Source organism: Neorhizobium sp. LMR1-1-1.1 (assembly GCF_040675795.1).
GTDB lineage: Bacteria > Pseudomonadota > Alphaproteobacteria > Rhizobiales > Rhizobiaceae > Neorhizobium > Neorhizobium cellulosilyticum.
Map to the genome: position 1 here is coordinate 792255 of NZ_JBEGHE010000001.1, position 20648 is coordinate 812902.

The 20648-nt window shown below is 59.1% G+C and carries 23 protein-coding genes; 9 read left to right on the forward strand and 14 right to left on the reverse strand.

What is annotated here, in order from left to right; genetic code table 11:
- Position 1: 1 nt before the first annotated feature.
- The 4 genes from MRBLMR1_RS03675 to MRBLMR1_RS03690 all read left to right on the forward strand — a co-directional run bounded on the left by MRBLMR1_RS03675 (position 2) and on the right by MRBLMR1_RS03690 (position 2459).
- Positions 2-502: an ureidoglycolate lyase gene (locus MRBLMR1_RS03675; protein WP_148145938.1), complete on the forward strand. Its 501-nt coding sequence runs from the start codon at positions 2-4 to the stop codon at positions 500-502.
- Positions 499-855 (forward strand): hydroxyisourate hydrolase, encoded by a 357-nt coding sequence (gene uraH / locus MRBLMR1_RS03680; protein WP_148145717.1) that lies wholly within the window; start codon positions 499-501, stop codon positions 853-855. The genes MRBLMR1_RS03675 and uraH overlap by 4 nt, the downstream gene beginning before the upstream one ends.
- Entirely contained in the window at positions 855-1601 is a 747-nt protein-coding gene (locus MRBLMR1_RS03685) for a metallophosphoesterase family protein (RefSeq protein ID WP_148145716.1), read from the forward strand. Before uraH ends, MRBLMR1_RS03685 begins: the two co-directional genes overlap by 1 nt.
- Positions 1602-1694: 93 nt before the next feature.
- Entirely contained in the window at positions 1695-2459 is a 765-nt protein-coding gene (locus MRBLMR1_RS03690; protein ID WP_148145715.1) for a hypothetical protein, read from the forward strand.
- 7 nt (positions 2460-2466) lie between these two features.
- Here MRBLMR1_RS03690 and MRBLMR1_RS03695 read toward each other — a convergent pair whose 3' ends face one another.
- From MRBLMR1_RS03695 to puuD, 6 genes are all read right to left on the reverse strand, one after another.
- Positions 2467-3396, reverse strand: coding sequence for a lytic transglycosylase domain-containing protein (locus MRBLMR1_RS03695; RefSeq protein WP_500063671.1), 930 nt, complete (start codon positions 3394-3396; stop codon positions 2467-2469).
- Between the two features lie 55 nt (positions 3397-3451).
- A complete protein-coding gene (locus tag MRBLMR1_RS03700; RefSeq protein ID WP_148145714.1) occupies positions 3452-4597 on the reverse strand; it encodes an alpha-hydroxy acid oxidase in 1146 nt (381 codons plus the stop codon).
- A gap of 130 nt (positions 4598-4727) precedes the next feature.
- Entirely contained in the window at positions 4728-5108 is a 381-nt protein-coding gene (locus MRBLMR1_RS03705; RefSeq protein ID WP_148145713.1) for a helix-turn-helix domain-containing protein, read from the reverse strand.
- Entirely contained in the window at positions 5101-5316 is a 216-nt protein-coding gene (locus MRBLMR1_RS03710) for a type II toxin-antitoxin system HigB family toxin (RefSeq protein WP_500064032.1), read from the reverse strand. Before MRBLMR1_RS03710 ends, MRBLMR1_RS03705 begins: the two co-directional genes overlap by 8 nt.
- 113 nt (positions 5317-5429) lie before the next feature.
- Positions 5430-6761 (reverse strand): guanine deaminase, encoded by a 1332-nt coding sequence (gene guaD / locus MRBLMR1_RS03715; RefSeq protein WP_148145712.1) that lies wholly within the window; start codon positions 6759-6761, stop codon positions 5430-5432.
- A 22-nt stretch (positions 6762-6783) separates the two neighbouring features.
- Entirely contained in the window at positions 6784-8013 is a 1230-nt protein-coding gene (puuD, locus tag MRBLMR1_RS03720) for a urate hydroxylase PuuD (protein ID WP_148145711.1), read from the reverse strand.
- Positions 8014-8328: 315 nt separating this feature from the next.
- On the opposite strand from puuD, the gene MRBLMR1_RS03725 reads away from it, so the two are divergent.
- Positions 8329-8787 carry a hypothetical protein gene (locus MRBLMR1_RS03725; RefSeq protein WP_148145710.1) on the forward strand — a complete coding sequence of 153 codons (459 nt, stop codon included), beginning with the start codon at positions 8329-8331 and terminating at the stop codon, positions 8785-8787.
- An 18-nt stretch (positions 8788-8805) separates the two neighbouring features.
- Here the strand turns inward: MRBLMR1_RS03725 and MRBLMR1_RS03730 are convergent, their stop codons facing one another.
- Complete coding sequence (locus tag MRBLMR1_RS03730) at positions 8806-10293, reverse strand: S10 family serine carboxypeptidase-like protein (protein WP_148145709.1); 1488 nt, start codon at positions 10291-10293, stop codon at positions 8806-8808.
- Between the two features lie 375 nt (positions 10294-10668).
- Between MRBLMR1_RS03730 and MRBLMR1_RS03735 the strand changes: the two genes are divergently transcribed.
- Positions 10669-11004: a hypothetical protein gene (locus MRBLMR1_RS03735; protein WP_148145936.1), complete on the forward strand. Its 336-nt coding sequence runs from the start codon at positions 10669-10671 to the stop codon at positions 11002-11004.
- Between the two features lie 18 nt (positions 11005-11022).
- On the opposite strand, the gene MRBLMR1_RS03740 is transcribed toward MRBLMR1_RS03735, so the two are convergent.
- Positions 11023-11919 (reverse strand): LysR substrate-binding domain-containing protein, encoded by an 897-nt coding sequence (locus MRBLMR1_RS03740; RefSeq protein WP_148145708.1) that lies wholly within the window; start codon positions 11917-11919, stop codon positions 11023-11025.
- 115 nt (positions 11920-12034) lie between these two features.
- Between MRBLMR1_RS03740 and MRBLMR1_RS03745 the strand changes: the two genes are divergently transcribed.
- On the forward strand, positions 12035-12271 hold the full coding sequence (locus MRBLMR1_RS03745) for a hypothetical protein (protein ID WP_183685223.1): 237 nt from the start codon (positions 12035-12037) through the stop codon (positions 12269-12271).
- A 13-nt stretch (positions 12272-12284) separates the two neighbouring features.
- Here MRBLMR1_RS03745 and MRBLMR1_RS03750 read toward each other — a convergent pair whose 3' ends face one another.
- Positions 12285-13229: a LysR substrate-binding domain-containing protein gene (locus MRBLMR1_RS03750; protein ID WP_148145707.1), complete on the reverse strand. Its 945-nt coding sequence runs from the start codon at positions 13227-13229 to the stop codon at positions 12285-12287.
- Positions 13230-13354: 125 nt separating this feature from the next.
- On the opposite strand from MRBLMR1_RS03750, the gene MRBLMR1_RS03755 reads away from it, so the two are divergent.
- Positions 13355-13609, forward strand: coding sequence for a hypothetical protein (locus MRBLMR1_RS03755; RefSeq protein WP_148145706.1), 255 nt, complete (start codon positions 13355-13357; stop codon positions 13607-13609).
- On the opposite strand, the gene xdhC is transcribed toward MRBLMR1_RS03755, so the two are convergent.
- On the reverse strand, positions 13583-14437 hold the full coding sequence (xdhC, locus tag MRBLMR1_RS03760) for a xanthine dehydrogenase accessory protein XdhC (RefSeq protein ID WP_148145705.1): 855 nt from the start codon (positions 14435-14437) through the stop codon (positions 13583-13585). The genes MRBLMR1_RS03755 and xdhC overlap by 27 nt on opposite strands.
- 198 nt (positions 14438-14635) lie before the next feature.
- On the opposite strand from xdhC, the gene MRBLMR1_RS03765 reads away from it, so the two are divergent.
- Complete coding sequence (locus MRBLMR1_RS03765; protein ID WP_148145704.1) at positions 14636-15580, forward strand: sensor domain-containing diguanylate cyclase; 945 nt, start codon at positions 14636-14638, stop codon at positions 15578-15580.
- A gap of 119 nt (positions 15581-15699) precedes the next feature.
- Here the strand turns inward: MRBLMR1_RS03765 and MRBLMR1_RS03770 are convergent, their stop codons facing one another.
- From MRBLMR1_RS03770 to xdhA, 4 genes are all read right to left on the reverse strand, one after another.
- Positions 15700-15969, reverse strand: coding sequence for a hypothetical protein (locus MRBLMR1_RS03770; protein WP_183685222.1), 270 nt, complete (start codon positions 15967-15969; stop codon positions 15700-15702).
- A 178-nt stretch (positions 15970-16147) separates the two neighbouring features.
- Positions 16148-16648: a GNAT family N-acetyltransferase gene (locus MRBLMR1_RS03775; protein WP_500064033.1), complete on the reverse strand. Its 501-nt coding sequence runs from the start codon at positions 16646-16648 to the stop codon at positions 16148-16150.
- A 75-nt stretch (positions 16649-16723) separates the two neighbouring features.
- Positions 16724-19060 (reverse strand): xanthine dehydrogenase molybdopterin binding subunit, encoded by a 2337-nt coding sequence (gene xdhB, locus MRBLMR1_RS03780; protein ID WP_148145701.1) that lies wholly within the window; start codon positions 19058-19060, stop codon positions 16724-16726.
- A gap of 1 nt (position 19061) precedes the next feature.
- The gene (xdhA, locus tag MRBLMR1_RS03785; protein ID WP_148145700.1) at positions 19062-20534 is read right to left on the reverse strand and encodes a xanthine dehydrogenase small subunit; all 1473 of its coding nucleotides are present in this window, start codon (positions 20532-20534) and stop codon (positions 19062-19064) included.
- Between the last annotated feature and the right edge of the window lie 114 nt (positions 20535-20648).

Sequence of the window (20648 nt, forward strand, 5' to 3'; positions counted from 1 at the left end):
ATTGACCGAAATTCTCGAAATCCTGCCTCTCACCCAAGAAGCCTTCGCGCCCTATGGCGATGTCATCGAGGCCAATCCTTCGAAGATGCGGCTGATCAATAATGGTACGACGGAGCGTTATCATGCGCTGGCAGAGCCGGTGGTGGTCGGCGCGCCCGAGCGGCTGATCTTCAATATCTTTCGTGGGCAGGCCCGGCAGTTTCCCTACGAAGTCGGCATGATGGAGCGGCATCCCTTTGGCAGCCAGAGTTTCGTGCCGCTCTCCGGCCGACCGTTTCTCGTCGGCGTGTCGGATGATGTGGATGGCAAACCGGGGAGGCCGAGAATATTTCTGGCTGCGGCGCATCAGGGGGTGAACTATTTCCCCAATACCTGGCATCATCCGCTGATGGCGCTCGGCGGGGTCAGCGATTTCCTCGTTGTCGACCGTGACAATACCGCCGCCAATCTCGAAGAGTTCTTTTTCGAGATGCCCTATCAGATTTTGGAGCCAAGCCTATGACCGGTCTCACCACTCATGTGCTCGATACGGCAAGCGGCAAGCCGGCCGAAGGGCTTGTGATCGAGCTTTACCGGATCGAGGGAGCCACGCGGACGACGGTCAAGTCGGTGAAGACCAATGCGGATGGGCGGGTCGATGGCGGACCTATCCTGATCGGAGAGACTTTTGTCGCCGGAACCTATGAGCTGGTTTTCCACGCGGGCGATTATCTGCGTGCCCACGGCGTCACCCTTGCCGAGCCGGCTTTTCTTGACGTTATTCCGATCCGTTTCGGCGTTTCCGATATCACGGCGCATTATCATGTGCCCTTGCTCATCTCACCTTACGGCTATTCCACCTATAGGGGCAGTTGATGCGTTTTGCTGCGATCGCCGATGTTCATGGAAATCGTGCGGCTCTGAAAGCCGTGCTTGATGACATCTCTGCGCTCGGCATTCGCGACATCGTCAATCTCGGCGATTGTTTCAGCGGGCCGCTTCAGGCGGATCAGACAGGCGACCTTCTGTTGCTGCTCGACCTTAAGGCTGAGCGGACGGTGCGCGGCAATCACGATCGCTACCTTGTCGAGAAGGCTGCCGATCAACTGGAGGCGTCGGACGCGCATGCGCATCGCCAGATGTCGCCCCGGCATTTCGACTGGCTGCGCAAACTGCCGTTCAGCATGATCTGGCGAGATGAGGTTTTCCTCTGCCATGCGACGCCTAAAGACGACAATCTTTATTGGCTGGAGACGGTCTCGCCGCAGGGGCATGTCACCTTGCGCCCTCAAGATGAGATCGAGGTGCTGGCGGAGGGCATCGAGCAGTCGCTCATTCTCTGCGGCCACAGTCATATTGCGCGCATGGTGTCGCTGTCCGACGGTCGGCTGATCGTCAATCCCGGCAGCGTCGGCCAACCTGCCTATGACGATGACGCGCCTTTCTACCACAAGGTGGAAACCGGCCACGCCATGGCTTCTTATGCGGTGATCGAGAAGACGGGGCACGGCTGGGCGCCGCTTTTCCGCAACGTACCCTATGACCACATGGCGATGTCGAGACTCGCTGCCGCCAATGGCCGGGCTGAATGGGCAAGCGCGCTGGCAACAGGACGTGTGTAAAACATCCGGATGATCCGGACACGGCTATTTCTGGAAACCATTCGGCAAGGCTTCCTGCCGATACTCCTATCCGATTCGACAGGAGATGATTCCATGGCCCCATCGCGCGCAAAATCAGGCTCGAAACGCAAGAGCAGCAGACGTGCGCCATCGCGGTCTGGATCCTCGTTCTGGCCGTGGATGGCTGCGCTCGTCGCGATCGGTGGCGGCATTGCGCTTTACGACAATTTTTCACCGGCCCGGAAGTTCGTCGCCAGCCTGACGACAGATAAGCCAGCTCACACGACCACACGGGAAGAGACGCGGGAAAAGGTGGCTGTGGCCAAGCCGCAGCCCGCACCATCACATCGCGGCGTCACTCCCGTTCCACCACGTCCGGTCGGACCACCGGATCAGACCCAGACTGCCGCGATCATTCCACCGGCGCCGGTCGGCAAGCCGGGGCTGGAGGTTGCCTCTCTGTCTGCTGCTGCTCCGAAATCCGGTGAAAGCCTTGCTGGCGGATATCAAGGCAAATTCTTTCTCTGTGGCACGGCCAAGCAGGACGATTGCGTGGTGACCGCTGACCGCTTCGTGTTCCACGGCCAGAAAATTCGTCTTGTCGGCATTGAGGTCCCGGATATCAAAAAGCCCCGTTGCGAGGCTGAGCGGATCAAGGCCAGTGATGCGAAACTTCGGGTGCGGGCCTTCCTCGATTCCGGCCCGTTCGAACTCGTCACCTGGCAGGGAAACAATTCCGCGGTTGACGGGCATCAACTGCGCGACGTGACCCGCAACGGCCGGTCGCTCGCCGACGTGCTGGTCAATGAAGGTCTTGCCAAGCGACCGGGAGCCGGCAAAGGCGGCTGGTGCGGCTGACGCGGCCCTATCTGTTTTTGAAGACGGTACAGGCACCGCCTGCAGCCTTGATCGCGGCGCAGAGTTTTGTCGCCTCCTGCCGCGTCTCGCGTCCGATCCTTGCGGCATAACGCGGGCGATACCCGAAATTGCCGCCGCGTTGCCTGACGATCAGCGCCCGCTCCTCATTCAGCGGTGCCGGCAGACCGAGAATCACGCGGGTGAACAGCCGGTCGACGACAGCGGGGCGATGGTGGGCTGCCAACTGAACGCCCCAGGGTGCCCAGTCGGCGGAAGTGGTCAGCACCGGTTCCGTCATCCGACGGGTTGAGGCCAGCATCGTGCAGGCCTCCTGAAAGGATTGCTCATTGTCGAGAGGCGGGGCCGCGATTTCCGGCGGGTCGTCACGCCAGGTCTCGATCAGCGTTCCGGTGATGGCAAAGACATAGTCGCGTGTTTCGATCGGCAGTCTGTCGGAGGCGAGAAAGCGGGAAAAGCCGTTCTCCCCGGCGTTATAGGCCGCAGCCGCAAAACCGAGATTGCCGAAACGGATGCTCATTTCCTTCAGGTAAGCGGCGGAAGCGTCCAGCGCGTCGAGGACATGAAAGCTGTTGCCGAGGCCGCGCATCCTGGCCGTCGATGGCATGAACTGCGCGATACCTTCCGCCCCCTTATGGCTGACGGCTTCGGGGCGGAACAGGCTTTCGCGCCAGATAAGACGCGCGAAGAAGTCGGGTGGAATGGCGTGGCTATTGGCCGATCTTTCGATCGCGCTGCAAAGATCCGTATTGAAGAAATCCTTGCGGATGCAGACCGGCTTGCCGCCGACAGATCTCTCGTAGAGGCAGGCCGCTTCTTCGCGCCTGGTGTCGCTATTTTCAGCCGCAGAGACGCTCTCTCCGCAAAGCATCGCGGCAGTCATGATCGCCGCTGCAAAATACCGCCCAAAGCCGCTCATTCAGCCCCCGCTGCATCGAGAAGGCATACTAAACGGCTTTGGGCATTATCCCAAATCAGAAGGGCGACGAGGCGATGATGTTCGTACCGCAATCCTTGATATCGCGCTTGCCGCAAAGCGCCATGGTGATGTCCATCTCCTTGCGGATGATTTCGAGCGCCGTCGTCACGCCCGGCTTGCCCATGGCACCAAGGCCATAGAGGAAGGGGCGGCCGATATAGGTGCCCTTGGCGCCGAGGGCCACGGCCTTCAGCACATCCTGTCCAGAGCGGATGCCGCCATCGAAATGCACTTCCATCCGGTCGCCGACCGCATCGACGATTTTTGGCAGCATCGAGATCGAGGACGGGGCTCCGTCGAGCTGGCGGCCACCGTGGTTGGAGACGATCAGGGCGTCAGCGCCGGTATCGGCGGCAGCACGTGCGTCTTCCTCGTCCAGAATGCCCTTGATGATCAGCTTGCCGCCCCACAGGTCCTTGATCCAGCGGATGTCGTCCCAGGAAAGCCGCGGGTCGAACTGTTCGGCCGTCCATGCCGAAAGCGAGGAGAGGTCGGAGACATTGCTTGCATGGCCGACGATATTGCCGAAGCCGCGGCGCTTGGTCTGCAGCATGTCCAGGCACCAGAATGGCTTGGTGGCCAGCTGGAACGCGCTGTTCAGCGTCCATTTCGGCGGAGCGGAAAGGCCGTTGCGCAGGTCCTTGTGGCGCTGGCCCAAAATCTGCAGGTCGGCTGTGACGACCAGCGCGCCGCAACCGGCCGCCTTGGCGCGACCGATCAGGCGCTCGATGAAACCGCGATCCTTCATCACGTAAAGCTGGAACCAGAAGGGCTTGCTGGTGACTGATTTCACATCCTCGATCGAGCAGATGCTCATGGTCGACAGGGTGAAGGGCACGCCGAATTCTTCCGCGGCCTTGGCTGCCAGCATTTCGCCATCGGCATGCTGCATGCCGGTCAAGCCCGTTGGTGCGAGCGCGACAGGCATCGAGACATCTTGCCCGACCATGGTCGTCGCCAGCGAGCGGTTGGTCATGTCGACCAGCACGCGCTGACGCAGCTTGATCTTCGAAAAATCATCCTCGTTGGCGCGGTAGGTACCTTCGGTCCATGCGCCGCTATCGGCATAATCGAAGAACATTTTAGGCACCCGGCGACGGGCCATTGTCTTCAGATCGGCGATGGTAAGCGGCTTGGACATGATAATCGGTTCCTCCTGAAATTGATATCAGACAGGTAGCATATGGGAGAGACGAAGGAAGACGAATTCTATGCCGTTCCGGCATTTTATGGCCTCGTATGAGCGTCGGGCCACGAAGGTGATTAGCCGCTCAGGCCGCGTCTTTTGTCGCTCGAATGGGCCGGATCAGAATCTCGGCCGGAATTCCCAGTTCGGCATGCAAGCGGCGGATCATGTCGAGAGAAAGCGGTCGTTTGCGATTGAGAATTTCAGCCACCCTGCCGCGGCTGCCGAGCAGTGGTTCAAGATCTTTGCGCGTCAGATTCTCCTGCTCCATCCGGAAAATTATGGCATCGATGGGGTCGGGAAGATCGATCGGATGATGAAGGCTTTCATAATCATCAATAAGCGTTACAAGCAGGTCAAGCTTATCGCCTTCGGGCGTGCCGATCTCTGCACCCCATAGGGTTTTCAACAAAGCCATTGCGTCGTCATAGTCGGCTTCGTTGCGGATGGGTTTCAGCTCACTCATGTTCCACCGTTGCAGCATCGATATGGTCGTAGTCGCGATGGGTGCCGATCCATTTGATCCAGACTGCTCCCACCTTAAAGTCCACCGCAGCAATTAGCCTGTAGTCGTTTCCCTTTATGTTGAAGACGATACGCTCCGCATTGATGATGCTGGAATGTGCGTATTGCTTCTTTATGTCGGCGGTTGACCGCCATTCAGCTTTTTGTATTTCATGAAACTAGGTATCCAGCGCGGCTTTCAATGCCGGGCCGCCCTTCTGGCCCTTGGGGCTTTCAGCAAATAGTCTCAGCGTGCGGCGGGAGATTATTCGCATTGAGAAAATCATGCTCCCGAATTGGGTGCAACAAGCCCGCTCTTCATCGCCTTGCCGGCCACATAGGTCTCTACCACGGCACGGTCGTCGCCCATGGTCTGCAGCAGGAAAAGTTCTTCGGGCAGCGTGCTTACCGTTTCCATGCGCAGTTTCATCGCCGGCGTGGAGGCTGCATCGAGGATGACGAGGTCGGCCACGGAGCCCAGATCCAGCGTGCCGATATCGGTTTCCATCGACAGCGCCTCGGCATTGCCCCTGGTCATCATGTAGAAGCTTTCGAGCGGGTTCAGCCGCTCGCCCAAAATCTGCTGGATCTTGTAGGCCTCGTCCATGGTTCTCAGCATCGAATAGCTGGAGCCGCCGCCGATATCGGTGGCGACTGCGATGCGCGCCGGCTTTTCGCGGCGTGTCATCGGCCGCAGCGGAAACAGGCCGGACCCGATGAAGAGGTTCGAAGTCGGGCAGTGCACGGCGATGCTGCCGGTTTCCGACAGGACATCCATTTCCCGCTCCGACAGATGGATTGCGTGGCCGAGCAGGGTCTTTTTCCCGAGCAGGCCATAACGGGCGTAGATGTCCGTATAGTCCTTCGCTTCCGGATAAAGCTCGCAGGTATAGCGGATTTCCTCGCGGTTTTCCGACAGATGCGTCTGGATGAAAAGGTCCGGGAATTCCTGTGCCAGCGCCTGCGTCGCCGACATTTGCTCCGGCGTCGAGGTGATGGCGAAGCGGGGAGTGATGGCGACGTGGTTACGGCCCTTGCCGTGCCATTCTTCGATCACCGCGCGGGTCTCGTCATAGCCCATTTCCGGCGTGTCGAGCAGGCCCTGCGGGGCGTTGCGGTCCATCATCACCTTGCCGCCGACCATGCACATGTTGCGCTTCAGGGCTTCGGCAAAGAAGGCGTCGGCGGAGGTCTTGTGGACGGAGCAATAGGCGACGGCCGTCGTCGTGCCATGGCGCAGGAACTCGTCGTAGAAATGTGTGGCGATGCGCGTCGCATGCTCGCTCTCGACGAAGCGGCATTCCTCCGGGAACGTATAGGTGTTCAGCCATTCAAGCAGGTTCGCGGCATAGGAGGCGATGACCTGCATCTGCGGAAAATGCACATGGGTGTCGATGAAGCCCGGCAGGATCAGATGTGGCCGATGGTCGATCTCGACCACATCCTCCGGCGCGGCGGCCTTCACCCTGGCATAATCCCCCACCGCGGTGATCTTTCCGTCGGCATCGACCAGCAGGCCGCCGTCATCTTCGTAAAGATAGCTGTCGCTATCGGTCAGAGACTGAGGCGCGCGCTTGAAGGACAGGAGGCGTCCGCGGATGAGGGTGTCTGTCATGTGAACCTTGGGTCGGTGAACTCTATTGCGAGGCGATGGCGCTTTCATACCATGCAACCAGCAGCTTGCGCTCGTCCGGCGTAAGATCCGTTATATTGCCGGGCGGCATGGCGTGGCTTCGTCCTGCCTGGATATAGATTTCCCGCGCATGGCTGGCAATCTCCGCGTCGGTTTCAAGTTTCACCGACTTGGGCGTGAAGGGAACGCCGTCCCAGACGGGCTCTGCCGCATGGCACATCGAGCAGCGCGCCATGACGACATCGCGGGCGGCTTCGAAATGCGCGTTGGAGGCGAATTTCTGGCTCACGGGTGACAATGCCGTTTCGGTCTCGCCGGTCAGCAGTTTCGGTACGGTCGACAGCCAGATGATCAGGACGAAGAGGATCACCGTCACCAGCCATGTCCAGGTCGGCTTGCCCTTCCTGGCATGGGTGGTGTTGAACCAGTGCCGGATGCTGACGCCCATCAGGAAGACCAGCGAGGCGATCACCCAGTTGAAATGGGTGGCGAAGGCCAGCGGATAGTGGTTCGACAGCATGAAGAAGATCACCGGCAGAACAAGGTAATTGTTGTGCAGTGACCGCTGCTTGGCGATGCGGCCGTATTTGGCATCCGGCGTGCGTCCGGCGATCAGGTCGGCGACGACGATCTTCTGGTTGGGAATGATGATGAAAAACACGTTGGCCGACATGATCGTGGCGGTAAAGGCGCCGAGATGCAGAAAGGCGGCGCGGCCGGTGAAGATCTGCGTATAACCCCAGGCCATGATGACCAGCAGGATATAGAGCAGGATCATCAAACCCCAGGTGTTGTTGCCGAGCTTCGACTTGCAGAGCTGGTCGTAGAACAGCCAGCCGATCGAGAGCGAAGCCAGCGACAGACAGATCGCCTCCCAGTTTTCCAGTTCCATCACTGTGCGGTCGACGAGGAAAAGTTCGGCGCCGCCGTAATAGACGATGCAGAGCAGAAGGAAGCCGGAAAGCCAGGTGAAATAGCTCTCGTATTTGAACCAGGTCAGGTGCTCCGGCATCTGGGCCGGTGCGACCAGATATTTCTGGATATGGTAGAAGCCGCCGCCATGGACCTGCCATTCCTCGCCATAGGCGCCCGGCGGCAGATGCGGTCGTTTTACCAGCCCCAGATCGAGTGCGATGAAATAGAAAGACGAGCCGATCCAGGCGACCGCGGTGACGACGTGCAGCCAGCGCACGGCAAAACTCAGCCATTCCCAGGCTATGGCATATTCATACATTGGGTTGTTCCCGTTCTTTTTGTTCCCGACTCGTGAGTGTGAGGAAAAAAACGAGAGGAGGGAAGGGGCAGGAGGACGCAGGCAGGACATATGACCCGTGTCGTTGCACGAGACAAGCAAAGATCTAAAAGCAGGTGACCAAGAAGCCTTAGCCGGCGGCTAAAAGCATGAGGCAAGCTCCGTTGGAAAACGATGCTAAAAAATCGAAGCCTCGGTGCGCAATAAAGAACACTATTTCGCCTTTCCATTGGCCCCGTTTCTCTGGGCAATCTACTGACGGCGAACAGAAACTCTGATCTTGCTGGATTTCAAACTATGGATATCAAGGAAACGCCGGATTTGTGGGTGCTGCGCGAAAAACGCCGGCTGCGCATACCGGATATCAGGCAGGTGGCAGCCGACTGCTCCGCAAACATGCAGAAAAATATGATTGAGGAGGGGTTGGAAATCGATGGTCCATGGCTGTTCATATCCTACAACCTTCCCAAGGACGGAAAGACGTTTTTCGACTGGGAAATATGCTGTCCGATAAAGATGCCTGCAGATTATCATGGTAAGGTCGAACTCATCCATCTTGAGCCGATCATGGTGGCAAGCCGGGTTTATCAAGGATCTCTGAGGACGCTTTTTACCCAAGGTTATGCGCCGCTCATCGCCGAGCTGGATAGGTCGCGCTACATCTATTCCGGCGAAAGTCGCGAAATCTATCATGGCTGGAATGGTGCCGGCAGTTTCTATCACAGAATAGAAATCCAGTTCGGACTGGCGCGCTGACCGCAGCCCCGTGCCTGCTCAATCCGGTGCGGCATCGGCGCCGATGTAAAACGACCGCATGTCCTCGTTTGCCTGCCGCCGCGAGCCGGGATCGCTGTAGAACATATGGCCGCCGCGATAGAGTTTCAGTTCGGTGCGTCCTCTGGCGAGTTGTTCGGGCAGATGGTCCAGAATGAATTTCGAGACGCCATAGGGTGTCAGGATGTCGCTGTAGCCGTGCAGGACAGAGAGCCTGAAAGAGGGGATGACCGAGAGCAGATCACGGATGTCGTCAGATGCCGAGGCATTCGACCGGCGGCCGTCCCAGTCCCATTGGCGGTTAACTTCGCCGTTCAGCAGCGTATAGGTCATGTCGTTTTCGAAGCGCAGGTCGTTCCTCGCGTAGGCGGCGAAGAGTGCGCCATAGGCGCGCGTATATCCGTCCAGAATGTTGTCGTCATTGGTAACGTTCGAGCGTTCCGGATAGGCGTCCGCCACGATGTCCGATGCATCATAAAGGCTGACGATCCGGCCGTCCCCGGCAGCCTCCGTCCGATATGCCGAACTGACGAAACCGCGGCTGCGGGCAACGATATTGACCGGCAGTCCCGTCAGGGCCGAAACGCGTGCGTAAAGCGCCTCTGCTTCAGTTCCGGATGGTGCGGGGCCTGCAAGCGAGACGAGATAGGTACTCATCGCATAGGTTTCGGCGGACTGAACCTTCTCTGCCGAGAATTCTCCCTTGCGTTCAAGCTCGGCGGCTGCCAGCGATGGCAGTTGCAGGGCTGCGGTGACTGGGTCGGTATCCGCGGCCATCAGGAAGCGGCCATCGATCATCGGCGAGACCATGACAATGCCGGAGACCAGAATGCCCTGGCTGTCCTTCAGGGCCTTCGCCACCTTCGCAGCGCGGAAGCCGCCGTAGCTTTCCCCGGCAAGATACTTTGGAGAGGACAGGCGGTTGTTCTTCTGGGTGTAGAGGGCGATGAACTTGGCCAGGCTCTCGGCATCCTGCCTTACACCATAAAAGGCGCCTTGCGCGTCGGGCGCAGCCCGGCTCCATCCGGTGCCGACCGGATCGATGAAGACGAGGTCGGTGAAGCCGAGCCAGCTTTCCGGATTGTCTTGAAGCGCCGGCGTCGTGCCGTCCTCCTTGCGGCTGCCGAGATTGGCGACCTTGGGTCCCATCAGGCCGAGATGCAGATAGGCTGAGGCCGCACCCGGGCCGCCATTGAAAGCGAAGGTGACGGGGCGGGGCGTTTTCGCGTCCGGAACGGTATAGGCCGTATAGAAGATCCTGGCGTTTTTTGCGCCGGTCTGGCCGAACAGGTCCATGGTTCCGGCGGTCGCCCTGTAGCGGAGATCGCCGCTGGGCGTTTTCAGCAGGTGCTCGGTGGTGGAATCTGCCGGAATGAGGTCGAAGATCGATCGCCCTGTGGCAGGGCTTCCTGCATCCTGGGCGTGCGCAGGGCCGGCAACGATTGCCAGCAGAACAAGGCCAAGGATCGCGCGGCTGCGGATTGACATGGCAAATCCTCCCTTCCGGATGTTGGCGAAGGATAGGCGATGTCGCCGATCACCGGAACTCAACTCTTGCTCAGTTCGTCGTCGAATTGAACAAGAGCTTCGCCCCCGCCAGATGGATTCTGTTCCCGCTTTGGAACCGGGCGATGTGACAGGGCGTTGATCGGCGGCCCCAATGTGCCTTCGAAGTCGCCAAACAAGATAATTGTGCATTGCACCAATTTGGGGCTTAGCCGGCTAAGGCGACTCGGGTATTGTAGCAGTTGCGAATTCAACCGGCAGTGCCGGGTATTGCGTCCGTCACGCTGCCGGGGATGACATCCATCAACGGAGAACAGGCTGATGCCCAAACACAGGCGATGCATTTCTACAGGTGTGATGATTGCGTTCTTCTCCGGTGCCGGGGCGTTTCCCGCCGCTGCTCACGAAGCCCACAGTCCCATGGGCGTAAAATGGAAATATGACGGTTACTGCTGCAACGGCGACAGCAAGAGCGGCGACTGCCAGATGATCTCGACGCGGAACGTCAAGATTACCAATCAGGGGTACGAAATATCGCTCGGTCCTGGAGATCACAGGCTGATCACGCGGCCGCATCACTTCACGATGCCGCAGAGCGAGGCGCGTCGGTCGAAGGATGAGGAATATCACCTCTGCCTCTATCCGACCGAGGATACGCTGCGCTGTTTCTATGCACCCGACATGAGCTACTGATATTGCCCGCGGCGGTGATCAGTCGCGAAATGTCGGCATCATCCTGCGCATGAAATCCCGGAAGGCGCTGATCTTTTTCGAGTGTCGACGTGTCTCGGGATAAGCGAACCAGTAATCGCTGCCGTCCGTTGCCCTCAAGTCAAAGGGTTGGATCAGGCGGCCGAGCGCCACGTCATCGGCATAAAACTCCGGTTTGAGGATTGCGACGCCCTGGCCGGCGATCGCAGCTGCCGCCTCGATGGTCTGGGCGCCGAAGCGGCTTATCGGTCGGCCGTGAAGCTCTTCCTCGGGCAGGCCTGCCGCGGCGAACCAGTGCGACCACCAGACATCGCCGGGATCGATGATCCTGAGCTTCAGGATATCTGCCGGCTCATGAACGCCACCGATTGTTTCTGCCAAAGCCGGGCTCAGCATCGGGGTGAAATCGCTCTTCATCAGGAAATGTGATTTCAGGCCCGGCCACTTGCCGCTGCCGCTGCGGATCGCAATATCGGCTTCGGTGCGGGTGAAATCCACCATTTCCTGCGAGGTTTCCAGTCTGACCGCAACCCCCGGATTTTCGAGCTGGAAGGTGCCGAGATGATGTGCCAGCCAGCGCACTGCGAAGGTCGCCGTCGTGTGAATGATCAAAGTGCTGTCGGACTGATTCTTGGTGCCGGCAAGGGCCTCGTCGATCATTTCGAAGGCCGCGGTGATCTTTGGGGCAAGCCTTGCGCCGGCATCCGTCAGCATCACCTGCCGCGGCCGACGCAGGAAAAACTGCTCTCCCAATGTGTCTTCCAGAAGCTTGATCTGATAGCTGACGGCCGTCTGCGTCAGCCCGAGTTCCTCGCCTGCACGGGTGAAGCTCATGTGCCGGGCCGCCGCTTCGAAGACGCGCAGGCTGTTCAGCGGAAATTGCTTCGACATCTTCATGGATCAAATCTCTTTATGCATGCAGACGGATGTTTCGTTGGAAATACATCATAATCCGGCGCATCTTCCAATCATAGACATCAGTTGAATGATGGTGAGACAAGGAGATGCGACCATGGCCAATGGTTTGCTGACGGGCTTTCTGCGCCTTAAAGACAGAAGTGAAAGTCCGGCAGTTGTGTTTTTCGGTATCCATGCCGGTGCGACCAATCATGCTGATGAGGAGGCTTTGAGCGAGCATGATCTGCGGGATTTGGGCATGCTTGACGGACGAGTGTCGCCAAGCACGGTCGACCGGTCTTGCCGGTCGAGCGCCTGGGATCTTATCGAGAGAGCGCCGCATTCGCTTTGAGGCGAACAACGGGTCAGGCGGTTGCGGGGCGCGCTTCGGGAAGCAAGGTTTGCAGAGCGTGGTCCGCGAGATCGGTTGCCATGGTCTCTTCGATCCATTGCCTGAATGCCTGGATCTTCCGCATGTTGCGCCTTGCGGCCGGATAGGCCAGCCAATAGGTCTTGCCGTCGCCGGCGGACAGGTCGAAGGGCTGGATCAGACGACCCGCCGAAAGATCGTCACGAAAGAAAAAGGGACTGAGCATCGCCACGCCATGGCCGGATATCGCCGCCCTGGCTTCGATATCCTGTGCGCCGAGCGCATCAAGGCTTGTCGGACGGATCGAGGCTGGGCTGATCTTGGCACTTTCGAACCAGTCCAGCCAGGCGCCGTCGATTTCGGAGATCCAGGGTAATTTCAGGAGGTCCGCCGGTTCATGGATTCCCCCGATGCTGGCAGCAAGTTCTGGAGATAGCATGGGAGAATAGCGAAGGCGCATGATCGGATGGCAGACGAGGTTTTCGGGCGGCTTGGCCGAAATTCTGATGGTGATGTCCGGTACCGTGCCCTGCTTTTCCGAAGCGTCCATCATGCGCAGTAGGCGCACGCCGATATTGGGGTGGCGTGCGCGAAAACCGGCGAGGCGAGGTGATAGCCAGTGAGACGCAAATGTTGGCGGAGAGTGGATGTCAAGCGTGGCATCGATGGTGTGCCGGGCCGCCTGCATCGCCTCTGCCAGCAGGTCGAAAGCTTCGGCCACTTTCGGCAGTAGATGTGTGCCGGTCTCGGTCAGTTGCAGAGCCCGCGGTTTGCGGATGAAGACTGTGTCGCCGAGATGTTCCTCGAGAAGCTTGATCTGGTAGCTGACGGCTGTCTGCGTCATGCCGAGTTCTTCTGCTGCCCGGGTGAAATTCTGCAGCCGTGCGACCGCCTCGAAGACCCGCAGGGCATTCAACGGAAGCTGGCGCGACAGTTTCATCTCGTGTGCCTTCAGCGATAAGCTGTCTTTATCGCGGCCGACTGTATTCGAATTGGAAAACTCCCGCAATCGGCGGCATTGCTGGATCCATCAAGACAGTTTCAACAACCGATGTGGAGCAGAACATGCCGTCCGCAAACGCGAATTCTTTGCCTGTTACAGAGGCTCCGCCATCGTTCTCCCGCCCCGCTTTCCCGCAACGTCTTCGCATGCATCTTGCCGGCTTCATCCGTCGCCTGTTGAGGGCCAACAGCAGAGTTGCGCCGACGCTGCCGGAAGAGCTGCATGGCGATATCGGTTTCCAACCGCCATTGCCGGAACGCGGCGAGGCTTTCTGGCAAGACAGGCGGCGTTCAATCGGCCGCGATCTGCCGCTCTGAAAGTGTTGCCGATGCCGACAGCGGCAGGTGTTGCAGCAATTCTGCGGCAACGAGGGCAGCGATCACTTGCGGACGCTTGTCTCTGATGGCGGAACCGCCGATCGGCAGGACAAGCCGGGACATCATCGCGGCGGTCTCCTGTTTTCTTGTCTCCTCGCCTTGCTGGCGTTGCAGCCAGTGGGAGAAGGTCGCCCGTTTGGTGGCAGAACCGATCATCCCGACATAATTCAGGTCCTGCCTCGCCAGGGCGCGTTCGGCGATCAGGAAATCCAGCGCGTGATCGTGGGTGAGAATAACCGCCGCGCCACCGGCCGGAATGTCATCCACGAACGCTTCCGGCATGGCCGTGAGGCGCGCTGTCACTCCCGAGGACAGGCCTTCCAGCGCCTGTCTGCGCGTCTCGACGACTGTTACGGCAAAGGGCAGGGGCATAAGCGCGGTTGCGAGCGCAAGGCCGACATGGCCTGCACCAAACAGATAGACCGCCGTGCGCTCGTCCCGCTCACGCAACAGCCGATGCTCCAGCGCCTTGGCAATCGCTGGCGTCACGAGAGAGAAGCGGAGTTTCGTGCGGCCGCCGCAACATTGACCGATCTCCGGGCCGAGCGGAATGTCCATGATTGTTTCGCCGCCGCCCCTCAGGATCGCGCGGGCATTGTCGATCGCCATGTATTCAAACTGGCCGCCGCCGATTGTGCCCCAGATCTCGAAGTCCGCCACAAGCATATAGGTGCCAGCTTCTCGCGGCGTCGAGCCTCTCGTCTCAATTACGTCGACGAGAACCGATCCGTTGCGCGCGAGAAAGCTGGAGAGGGAATGTTCGCTCATGAAGGAGAACATAGCATCATCGCGACTGACTGCATCGTGCATTTTTCTTCGCAATTATTGCGGGAAACATCTGTATTGCCGGTCATAACGCGGGAAATTCTATTAAAAATATATCAGTAATTTCGCCTTAGATGTTTGCCGGCGCAAACTTGATTTTTGATAAATGCTGCGCGTCCTACAAGTATACGACGGGATACTATGACCAAGAGAGCATCGATTGCCTCGCTGATTCCAGCCTCCCAGGATATCTACAGGAAAATCGTCTTTGAGATCGCCGATGGCATTATCGGCATCGATGACCATGGCATCATTCGCCTCTGTAATCCTGCCACCGAAAGCATCTTCGGTTGGCAAAGCGGAGAACTACTGGACAAGCCTCTGGAAGTCCTGCTGCCCGAACGGGTTCATGGCTTCCACCAAAGACTTGTGGCCGGGTTTCAGTCGGGAAATACCGAGGCTCGCTATATGGGGCAGCGAAGTGCGACCATTGTCGGCTGCCGTAAGGATGGCACGGAAATCAACCTCGGCATCACCATCCTGAGAACGTCTGCTGCCGGTGCGCCGATGATGGTGGCCGTCATCCGGGATATTTCCGATCACGTCCGTTACCAGAACGATCTCAAGCGGCTGGCCGAAACAGACAGTCTGAGCGGCCTTCTCAATCGCCGGGCGTTTCGCGCAAGTGTGTTGCAGAGCGTGAGCGCCAATGTCACCAAGCTTTCCTCGATGGCGATCTTCGACCTCGATGGCTTCAAGAGCGTCAATGATCGCTTCGGTCACGACGCCGGAGACGACGTCATTGTCCGTTTTTCGGAGGTTCTTCGCACTTCCATCCGCGCCACGGATGTTGCGGGACGCTGGGGCGGAGAGGAATTCGTGCTGTTCCTGCCTAACCTGAAAGCCAATGAAGCAATCGCGATTGTCGAGCGCATCAGGGCCAATTTTACCAGCGTGGACTTCAATTGGGACGGCCACCTCGCGGCGAATTTCACCGTCAGTGCTGGAATGGCGTTTGCCGAACCCGGGTTTGCAGACTTTTCCGACATGATCGCATCGGCGGACAAGGCGCTCTACGATGCGAAGCGCGGCGGTCGTGACAAACTGGTTTCGATCGAGATGCAGCAGGAAGCCCTGGCATCCTAAACGAGGTTCTGCTTCTGCATTTATCAGTGTGAAGGCCGGCGGTGGGAGGAGCCGCCGGCCTTCTGCAATCCGATCCCTTTCGAGGAGGGGACGGGGAGGCAAGGATCAGATTGCTGTTTTCAGCTCGGGCTGCCCGCGAGTGCCGCAAGCTGCGAGAGCATGACTTCCATATTGTGGTTGTCCTGCTTGAGTGCGTTCAGCAGATTGTCGGCTTCGTTGCCCGTCGCGGCGTAGCGATCGGCCTGCTTCAACAGGATCTGTTCGATCGTGGGGATCGGCCCCGGCAGATAGTGCACCCGGCCCGGTGCGGTATCCCCGTTGAAGGCAGGTCGGGCGACGGGCGGCATTTGCTGCAACGAGACAGGGATCATCTTTCGGACCTCTTTCATGCGGTGAACCGAGGATCATCAGGTTCCTTGGCTTCGCATCTTCAATGGGTCCATCATACCGGAGCGCCTGTTATCCGATATTGTGTTGATGTTTATCGTGGATATACTTTGGTATGGGTGTTGCAACCGAAAAGGCACGTTTTCGTGCAGCTATCCTTCCGAATATTTAGCTGTCTGTTCACTGTTTTACTGCGAAAGCCGGTGAAAAGGTCAGCACTCCATGGGGCGCATGGCCCGAAAGCGTGAGATGCTGCACATAGATATCCGGCACGCCTTCATGGGTCAGCCGTCCGTCGCTGACAAAGCCGACGCCCTGATAGACCGCCTGATCTCCGACCAGGGCGCAGCCTTTGGCGCCTAGCGCCTTCAACTTATGGATCCCTTCTCGGATCAGCGCGTGGCCGATACCCTGTTTCTGCCGGTCAGCTCTCACAGAAATCGGCCCAAGCCCGAACCAGTCGTCGTAATGGCCGTCGATCGTGACGGGTGAAAAGGCGACATGGCCGATGATCTCGTGATTGTCTTCCGCCACCAGTGAAAGCGTCAGGTCACCGCGGGCGCGAAGCGCCCGGATGATCGCCCCTTCGGTTCCTGCACTGTAGGACATGGGCGCGAATGCGGCCTGCGTCAGGTCGTGGATCACGTCTTCGTCGCCCGCACGTTCGGCACGAATGGTGATGGTCATGTCTGCCTCCTCGATATTTCGCTCCTCACCCGTAAAAATAGGCCTCGGCAGCGAAATATCGAAGCGTTTTTATAAGGCTTTCATCCGTTCCACCGCCATAAGCACCCGCTCCGGTGTCGCAGGGGTGTCGAGGCGTGGGCAGATGGCGTAATCGGCAACGCTTGCGACCGCCATGGAGATCGCCTCGAGAACCGAGATGGCCAGCATGAAGGGCGGTTCGCCGACCGCCTTGGAACGACCGATCGTCGGTTCCGCATTTTCCGACCATTCGGCGAGCTTCACATTGAAGATTTTTGGCCGGTCGGAAGCAAGCGGGATCTTGTATGTGGAGGGCGCGTGGGTGCGTAAGCGTCCCTTGGCGTCCCACCACAGTTCTTCCGTGGTCAGCCAGCCCATGCCCTGAACGAAGGCGCCTTCGATCTGACCGATGTCGAGGGCAGGGTTGAGCGACTTTCCGACGTCATGAAGAATGTCGGTGCGCTCGACGATATACTCGCCGGTCAGCGTGTCGATCGAGACTTCCGAGACGGCTGCGCCATAGGCGAAATAATAGAAGGGATGGCCACGGCCAGCGGCGCGGTCCCAGTGGATCTTCGGCGTCTTGTAGAAGCCGGCGGCCGACAGTTGTACCCGGTCGAAATAGGCGGCCTTGATGAAGGTGTCGAAGGGGACGATCTCGTTGCCGATCTTTACCCGGTTGGGCAGGAACTCGATCCGGTCGCGATTGACCTGCCATTGCCGTGCGGCGAATTCGATCAGCCTTTCCTTGATCTGGCGGCAGGCGTCATAGGCCGCCATGCCGTTTAGGTCCGAGCCGGACGAGGCAGCTGTTGCCGAGGTATTGGGCACCTTGCCGGTCGTTGTCGCGGTGATTTTTACCCTGTCGATATCGACCTGGAAACAATCGGCCACGACCTGCGCCACCTTGGTATAGAGGCCCTGGCCCATTTCGGTGCCGCCATGGTTCAGGTGGATGGAACCGTCCGAATAAACATGCACCAACGCGCCTGCCTGATTGTAGGCGGTCAACGTAAATGAGATGCCGAATTTCACCGGCGTCAGCGCGATGCCCTTGCGGATGACCGGGCTTGTCTCGTTGAATTTCAGGATCGCCTTGCGGCGTTTCTTGTAGTCGGATGAGGCCACAAGCTCATCGACAATGCGGGCGATCACATTGTCATGGATATCCTGATGATAGGGCGTCACCGTGCGGCCCGATCCGCGCTGGCCGTAAAAGTTCAGCTTGCGGATTTCGAGCGGATCCTTGCCGACCGCATAGGCGATCTCCTCGATGATCCGTTCCCCGCCGAGCAAGCCCTGCGGCCCACCGAAGCCGCGAAAGGCTGTGTTGGAGACGGTATGGGTCTTCAAAGGCTGCGAGGTGAGGCGCACATGCGGGTAGAAATAGCTACTATCTGCATGAAAGAGGGCGCGGTCGGTGACCGGGCCGGAGAGATCGGCGGAATAACCGCAACGCGCGGCATAGGTCGCGTCGACCGCGTGGATCCTGCCTTTCTCATCGAAGGCGACGTCGTAATCGACGCGGAAATCGTGCCGCTTGCCGGTGATCGACATATCTTCATCGCGGTCAGGGCGGAATTTTACCGCCCGGTTCAATTTCTTCGCCGCGACGGCGGCGAGAGCCGCAAATTGGTTGCTCTGGGTTTCCTTGCCGCCGAAGCCGCCACCCATGCGCCGGGTTTTGACCTCAACCGCGTGATTGGAAACGCCGAGCACATGCGCCACCATGTGCTGAACCTCGCTCGGATGCTGGGTGGATGACCAGACCGTTACGTCCTCGTCTTCGCCGGGAATGGCAAAGGCTATATGGCTTTCGAGATAAAAGTGCTCCTGACCGCCGATATTCATCGAGGCCTGAATTCGAAGGGGCGGTTTCTCGATTTCGGTTTCAGGCTCACCGCGCCTGAGCGTCATCGGTTCGGTGACAAGAGGCGCGCCGTTCTCCCGCGCACTGTCGATATCCGTCCAATGGGGGAGGTCGCTGTACTCGATCTTCGCAAGCCTTGCTGCACGGCGTGCCTCGTCACGCGTCTCGGCAAAAACGGCAAAGATCGGCTGGCCGTGGAACTGGACGAGATCGGTCGCGAGTAGCGGTTCGTCATGCTTGCCGGTTGAGGCGACGTCGTTTGCGCCGGGAATGTCTTCGGCGGTCATCACCCAGACAACACCGGGGGCGGCGCGGACGGCATCGAGATCGATCGAAAGGATTTTCGCATGCGCCCTGTCGGCAAGGCCAAGCCCGCCATGCAGCGTGCCTGCCGGTTCGGGAATATCGTCAATATATTCGGCGGTTCCGGTCACATGCTTATGTGCTGAATCATGTTTGCGCGACACATGCATCGGCCCGTCGATCGCAGGCTTCATCTCAAAGGAGGTCTTGTCCATCCTACACCTCCTCCATCTCGAAGCGCTGCAATTGTGCAGGGGCCCCTGCCGTCTCCAGGAAGAAGCGGGTGAGCAGGTTCCTGGCCGTCAGGCTGCGATACTGCGCACTTGCACGCCAGTCGGTCAGCGGCTGGTAATCCTGATCGAAGGCCTCGCCAGCGGCGGCGATCGTCTCCCATCGCCAGGACTTGCCAATCAGCGCCTGTTCGACATGGACCGCCCGTTTCGGGGTTGCCGCCATGCCGCCGAAGGCGATGCGGATATTTTCCACATGGCCGTCCATGTCGAGCGTCAGGTTGAAGGCGCCACACAGTGCGGAAATATCCTCGTCGCGACGCTTGGAAATCTTGTAGACGGCGAAATGGGCGTTTTCCGGCGGGCGCGGCACGCTGATCTTCTCGACGAATTCACCGGCCATGCGGTCCTGTTTGCCATAGTCCAGAAAATAGCTTTCGAGCGGCATGGTGCGGCGGCCGGAATGGGAACGCAGCGTCAGTTGGCTACCGAGTGCAATCAGCGGCGGCGGCGTGTCACCGATCGGCGAGCCGTTGGCGATGTTGCCGCCGATCGTGCCGGCGTTCCTCACCTGCTGGCCACCAATACGATCTATCAGCGCGCCAAATGCGGGGATGACCGCTTCTAGAAAACCATGCGCCTCGGAGTAGCTCACGCCTGCGCCGATGGTGATGCCGCTCTGCTCGACGGTGATGGTCTGCAGCTCGGGGAGGTGATTGATGAAGATGACCGGGTCGAGCCTGCGCATCTGCTTCGTCACCCATAGGCCGACATCGGTCGCGCCTGCGACGATTGTGGCTTGCGGTTCATCTGCGAGCGCCTCGGCAAAAGCTTCGAGTGATGCGGGGATGATTGAGCGCGCTCCGTCCTTTTCGATGACGACGGTCTCCATGGCCGAGCGGATCGACCAGAGCTTTGCCATGATCTCGGTGCGGTCACGTTCCAACGGGTCGAAGAGCGAGCTCGGCCGCGCCTTCGCCACCTGTTCGGCCGCCTTGACGATCGGCTCGTAACCCGTGCAGCGACAGAGATTGCCCTGCAGCGCGCTTTCGATTTCGGCCCGGCTCGGATTTTCGTTGGAAAGCCAAAGGCCGTAAAGCGACATGACGAAGCCCGGCGTGCAGAAGCCGCATTGCGAGCCATGACAGTCGACCATCGCCTGCTGTACCGGATGCAGGGTTCCGTCCGATGCCGCCAGATGCTCGATCGTCACGATATGGGTGCCGTGCATGGAGCCGAGGAGCCTGATACAGGCGTTGACGCCTTCGTAGCGCAGGCCGGTTTCAGTCAGGCGGCCGACCAGCACGGTGCAGGCACCGCAATCGCCTTCGGCGCATCCTTCCTTCGTCCCCGTCAACCGCCGCGTCAGGCGGAGATGATCCAGAAGCGTGTCCGTGGGTGAGAAATCTCCAAGGGTCACGTCTTCCCCGTTGAGGATGAAGCGGATGGCTGAATTCATCGGTCTCCTTCGTCCGCCGTTGCCGGCTCCCAGTCAAGAATCACCCGGTCGCCATTTTGGCTGTTCGCGGGCCGATTAGTTTACCCTCATTCCTGTGCTTGTCACAGAAATCCA

Excerpts from the sequence above, each read along its gene's own strand:
- uraH (WP_148145717.1), top strand. The coding sequence starts at position 499 with ATGACCGGTCTCACCACTCATGTGCTCGATACGGCAAGCGGCAAGCCG.
- MRBLMR1_RS03685 (WP_148145716.1), top strand. The coding sequence starts at position 855 with ATGCGTTTTGCTGCGATCGCCGATGTTCATGGAAATCGTGCGGCTCTG.
- MRBLMR1_RS03690 (WP_148145715.1), top strand. The coding sequence starts at position 1,695 with ATGGCCCCATCGCGCGCAAAATCAGGCTCGAAACGCAAGAGCAGCAGA.
- MRBLMR1_RS03695 (WP_500063671.1), bottom strand. The coding sequence starts at position 3,396 with ATGAGCGGCTTTGGGCGGTATTTTGCAGCGGCGATCATGACTGCCGCG.
- MRBLMR1_RS03700 (WP_148145714.1), bottom strand. The coding sequence starts at position 4,597 with ATGTCCAAGCCGCTTACCATCGCCGATCTGAAGACAATGGCCCGTCGC.
- MRBLMR1_RS03705 (WP_148145713.1), bottom strand. The coding sequence starts at position 5,108 with ATGAGTGAGCTGAAACCCATCCGCAACGAAGCCGACTATGACGACGCA.
- guaD (WP_148145712.1), bottom strand. The coding sequence starts at position 6,761 with ATGACAGACACCCTCATCCGCGGACGCCTCCTGTCCTTCAAGCGCGCG.
- puuD (WP_148145711.1), bottom strand. The coding sequence starts at position 8,013 with ATGTATGAATATGCCATAGCCTGGGAATGGCTGAGTTTTGCCGTGCGC.
- MRBLMR1_RS03725 (WP_148145710.1), top strand. The coding sequence starts at position 8,329 with ATGGATATCAAGGAAACGCCGGATTTGTGGGTGCTGCGCGAAAAACGC.
- MRBLMR1_RS03730 (WP_148145709.1), bottom strand. The coding sequence starts at position 10,293 with ATGTCAATCCGCAGCCGCGCGATCCTTGGCCTTGTTCTGCTGGCAATC.
- MRBLMR1_RS03735 (WP_148145936.1), top strand. The coding sequence starts at position 10,669 with ATGATTGCGTTCTTCTCCGGTGCCGGGGCGTTTCCCGCCGCTGCTCAC.
- MRBLMR1_RS03740 (WP_148145708.1), bottom strand. The coding sequence starts at position 11,919 with ATGAAGATGTCGAAGCAATTTCCGCTGAACAGCCTGCGCGTCTTCGAA.
- MRBLMR1_RS03745 (WP_183685223.1), top strand. The coding sequence starts at position 12,035 with ATGGCCAATGGTTTGCTGACGGGCTTTCTGCGCCTTAAAGACAGAAGT.
- MRBLMR1_RS03750 (WP_148145707.1), bottom strand. The coding sequence starts at position 13,229 with ATGAAACTGTCGCGCCAGCTTCCGTTGAATGCCCTGCGGGTCTTCGAG.
- MRBLMR1_RS03755 (WP_148145706.1), top strand. The coding sequence starts at position 13,355 with ATGCCGTCCGCAAACGCGAATTCTTTGCCTGTTACAGAGGCTCCGCCA.
- xdhC (WP_148145705.1), bottom strand. The coding sequence starts at position 14,437 with ATGAGCGAACATTCCCTCTCCAGCTTTCTCGCGCGCAACGGATCGGTT.
- MRBLMR1_RS03765 (WP_148145704.1), top strand. The coding sequence starts at position 14,636 with ATGACCAAGAGAGCATCGATTGCCTCGCTGATTCCAGCCTCCCAGGAT.
- MRBLMR1_RS03770 (WP_183685222.1), bottom strand. The coding sequence starts at position 15,969 with ATGAAAGAGGTCCGAAAGATGATCCCTGTCTCGTTGCAGCAAATGCCG.
- xdhB (WP_148145701.1), bottom strand. The coding sequence starts at position 19,060 with ATGGACAAGACCTCCTTTGAGATGAAGCCTGCGATCGACGGGCCGATG.
- xdhA (WP_148145700.1), bottom strand. The coding sequence starts at position 20,534 with ATGAATTCAGCCATCCGCTTCATCCTCAACGGGGAAGACGTGACCCTT.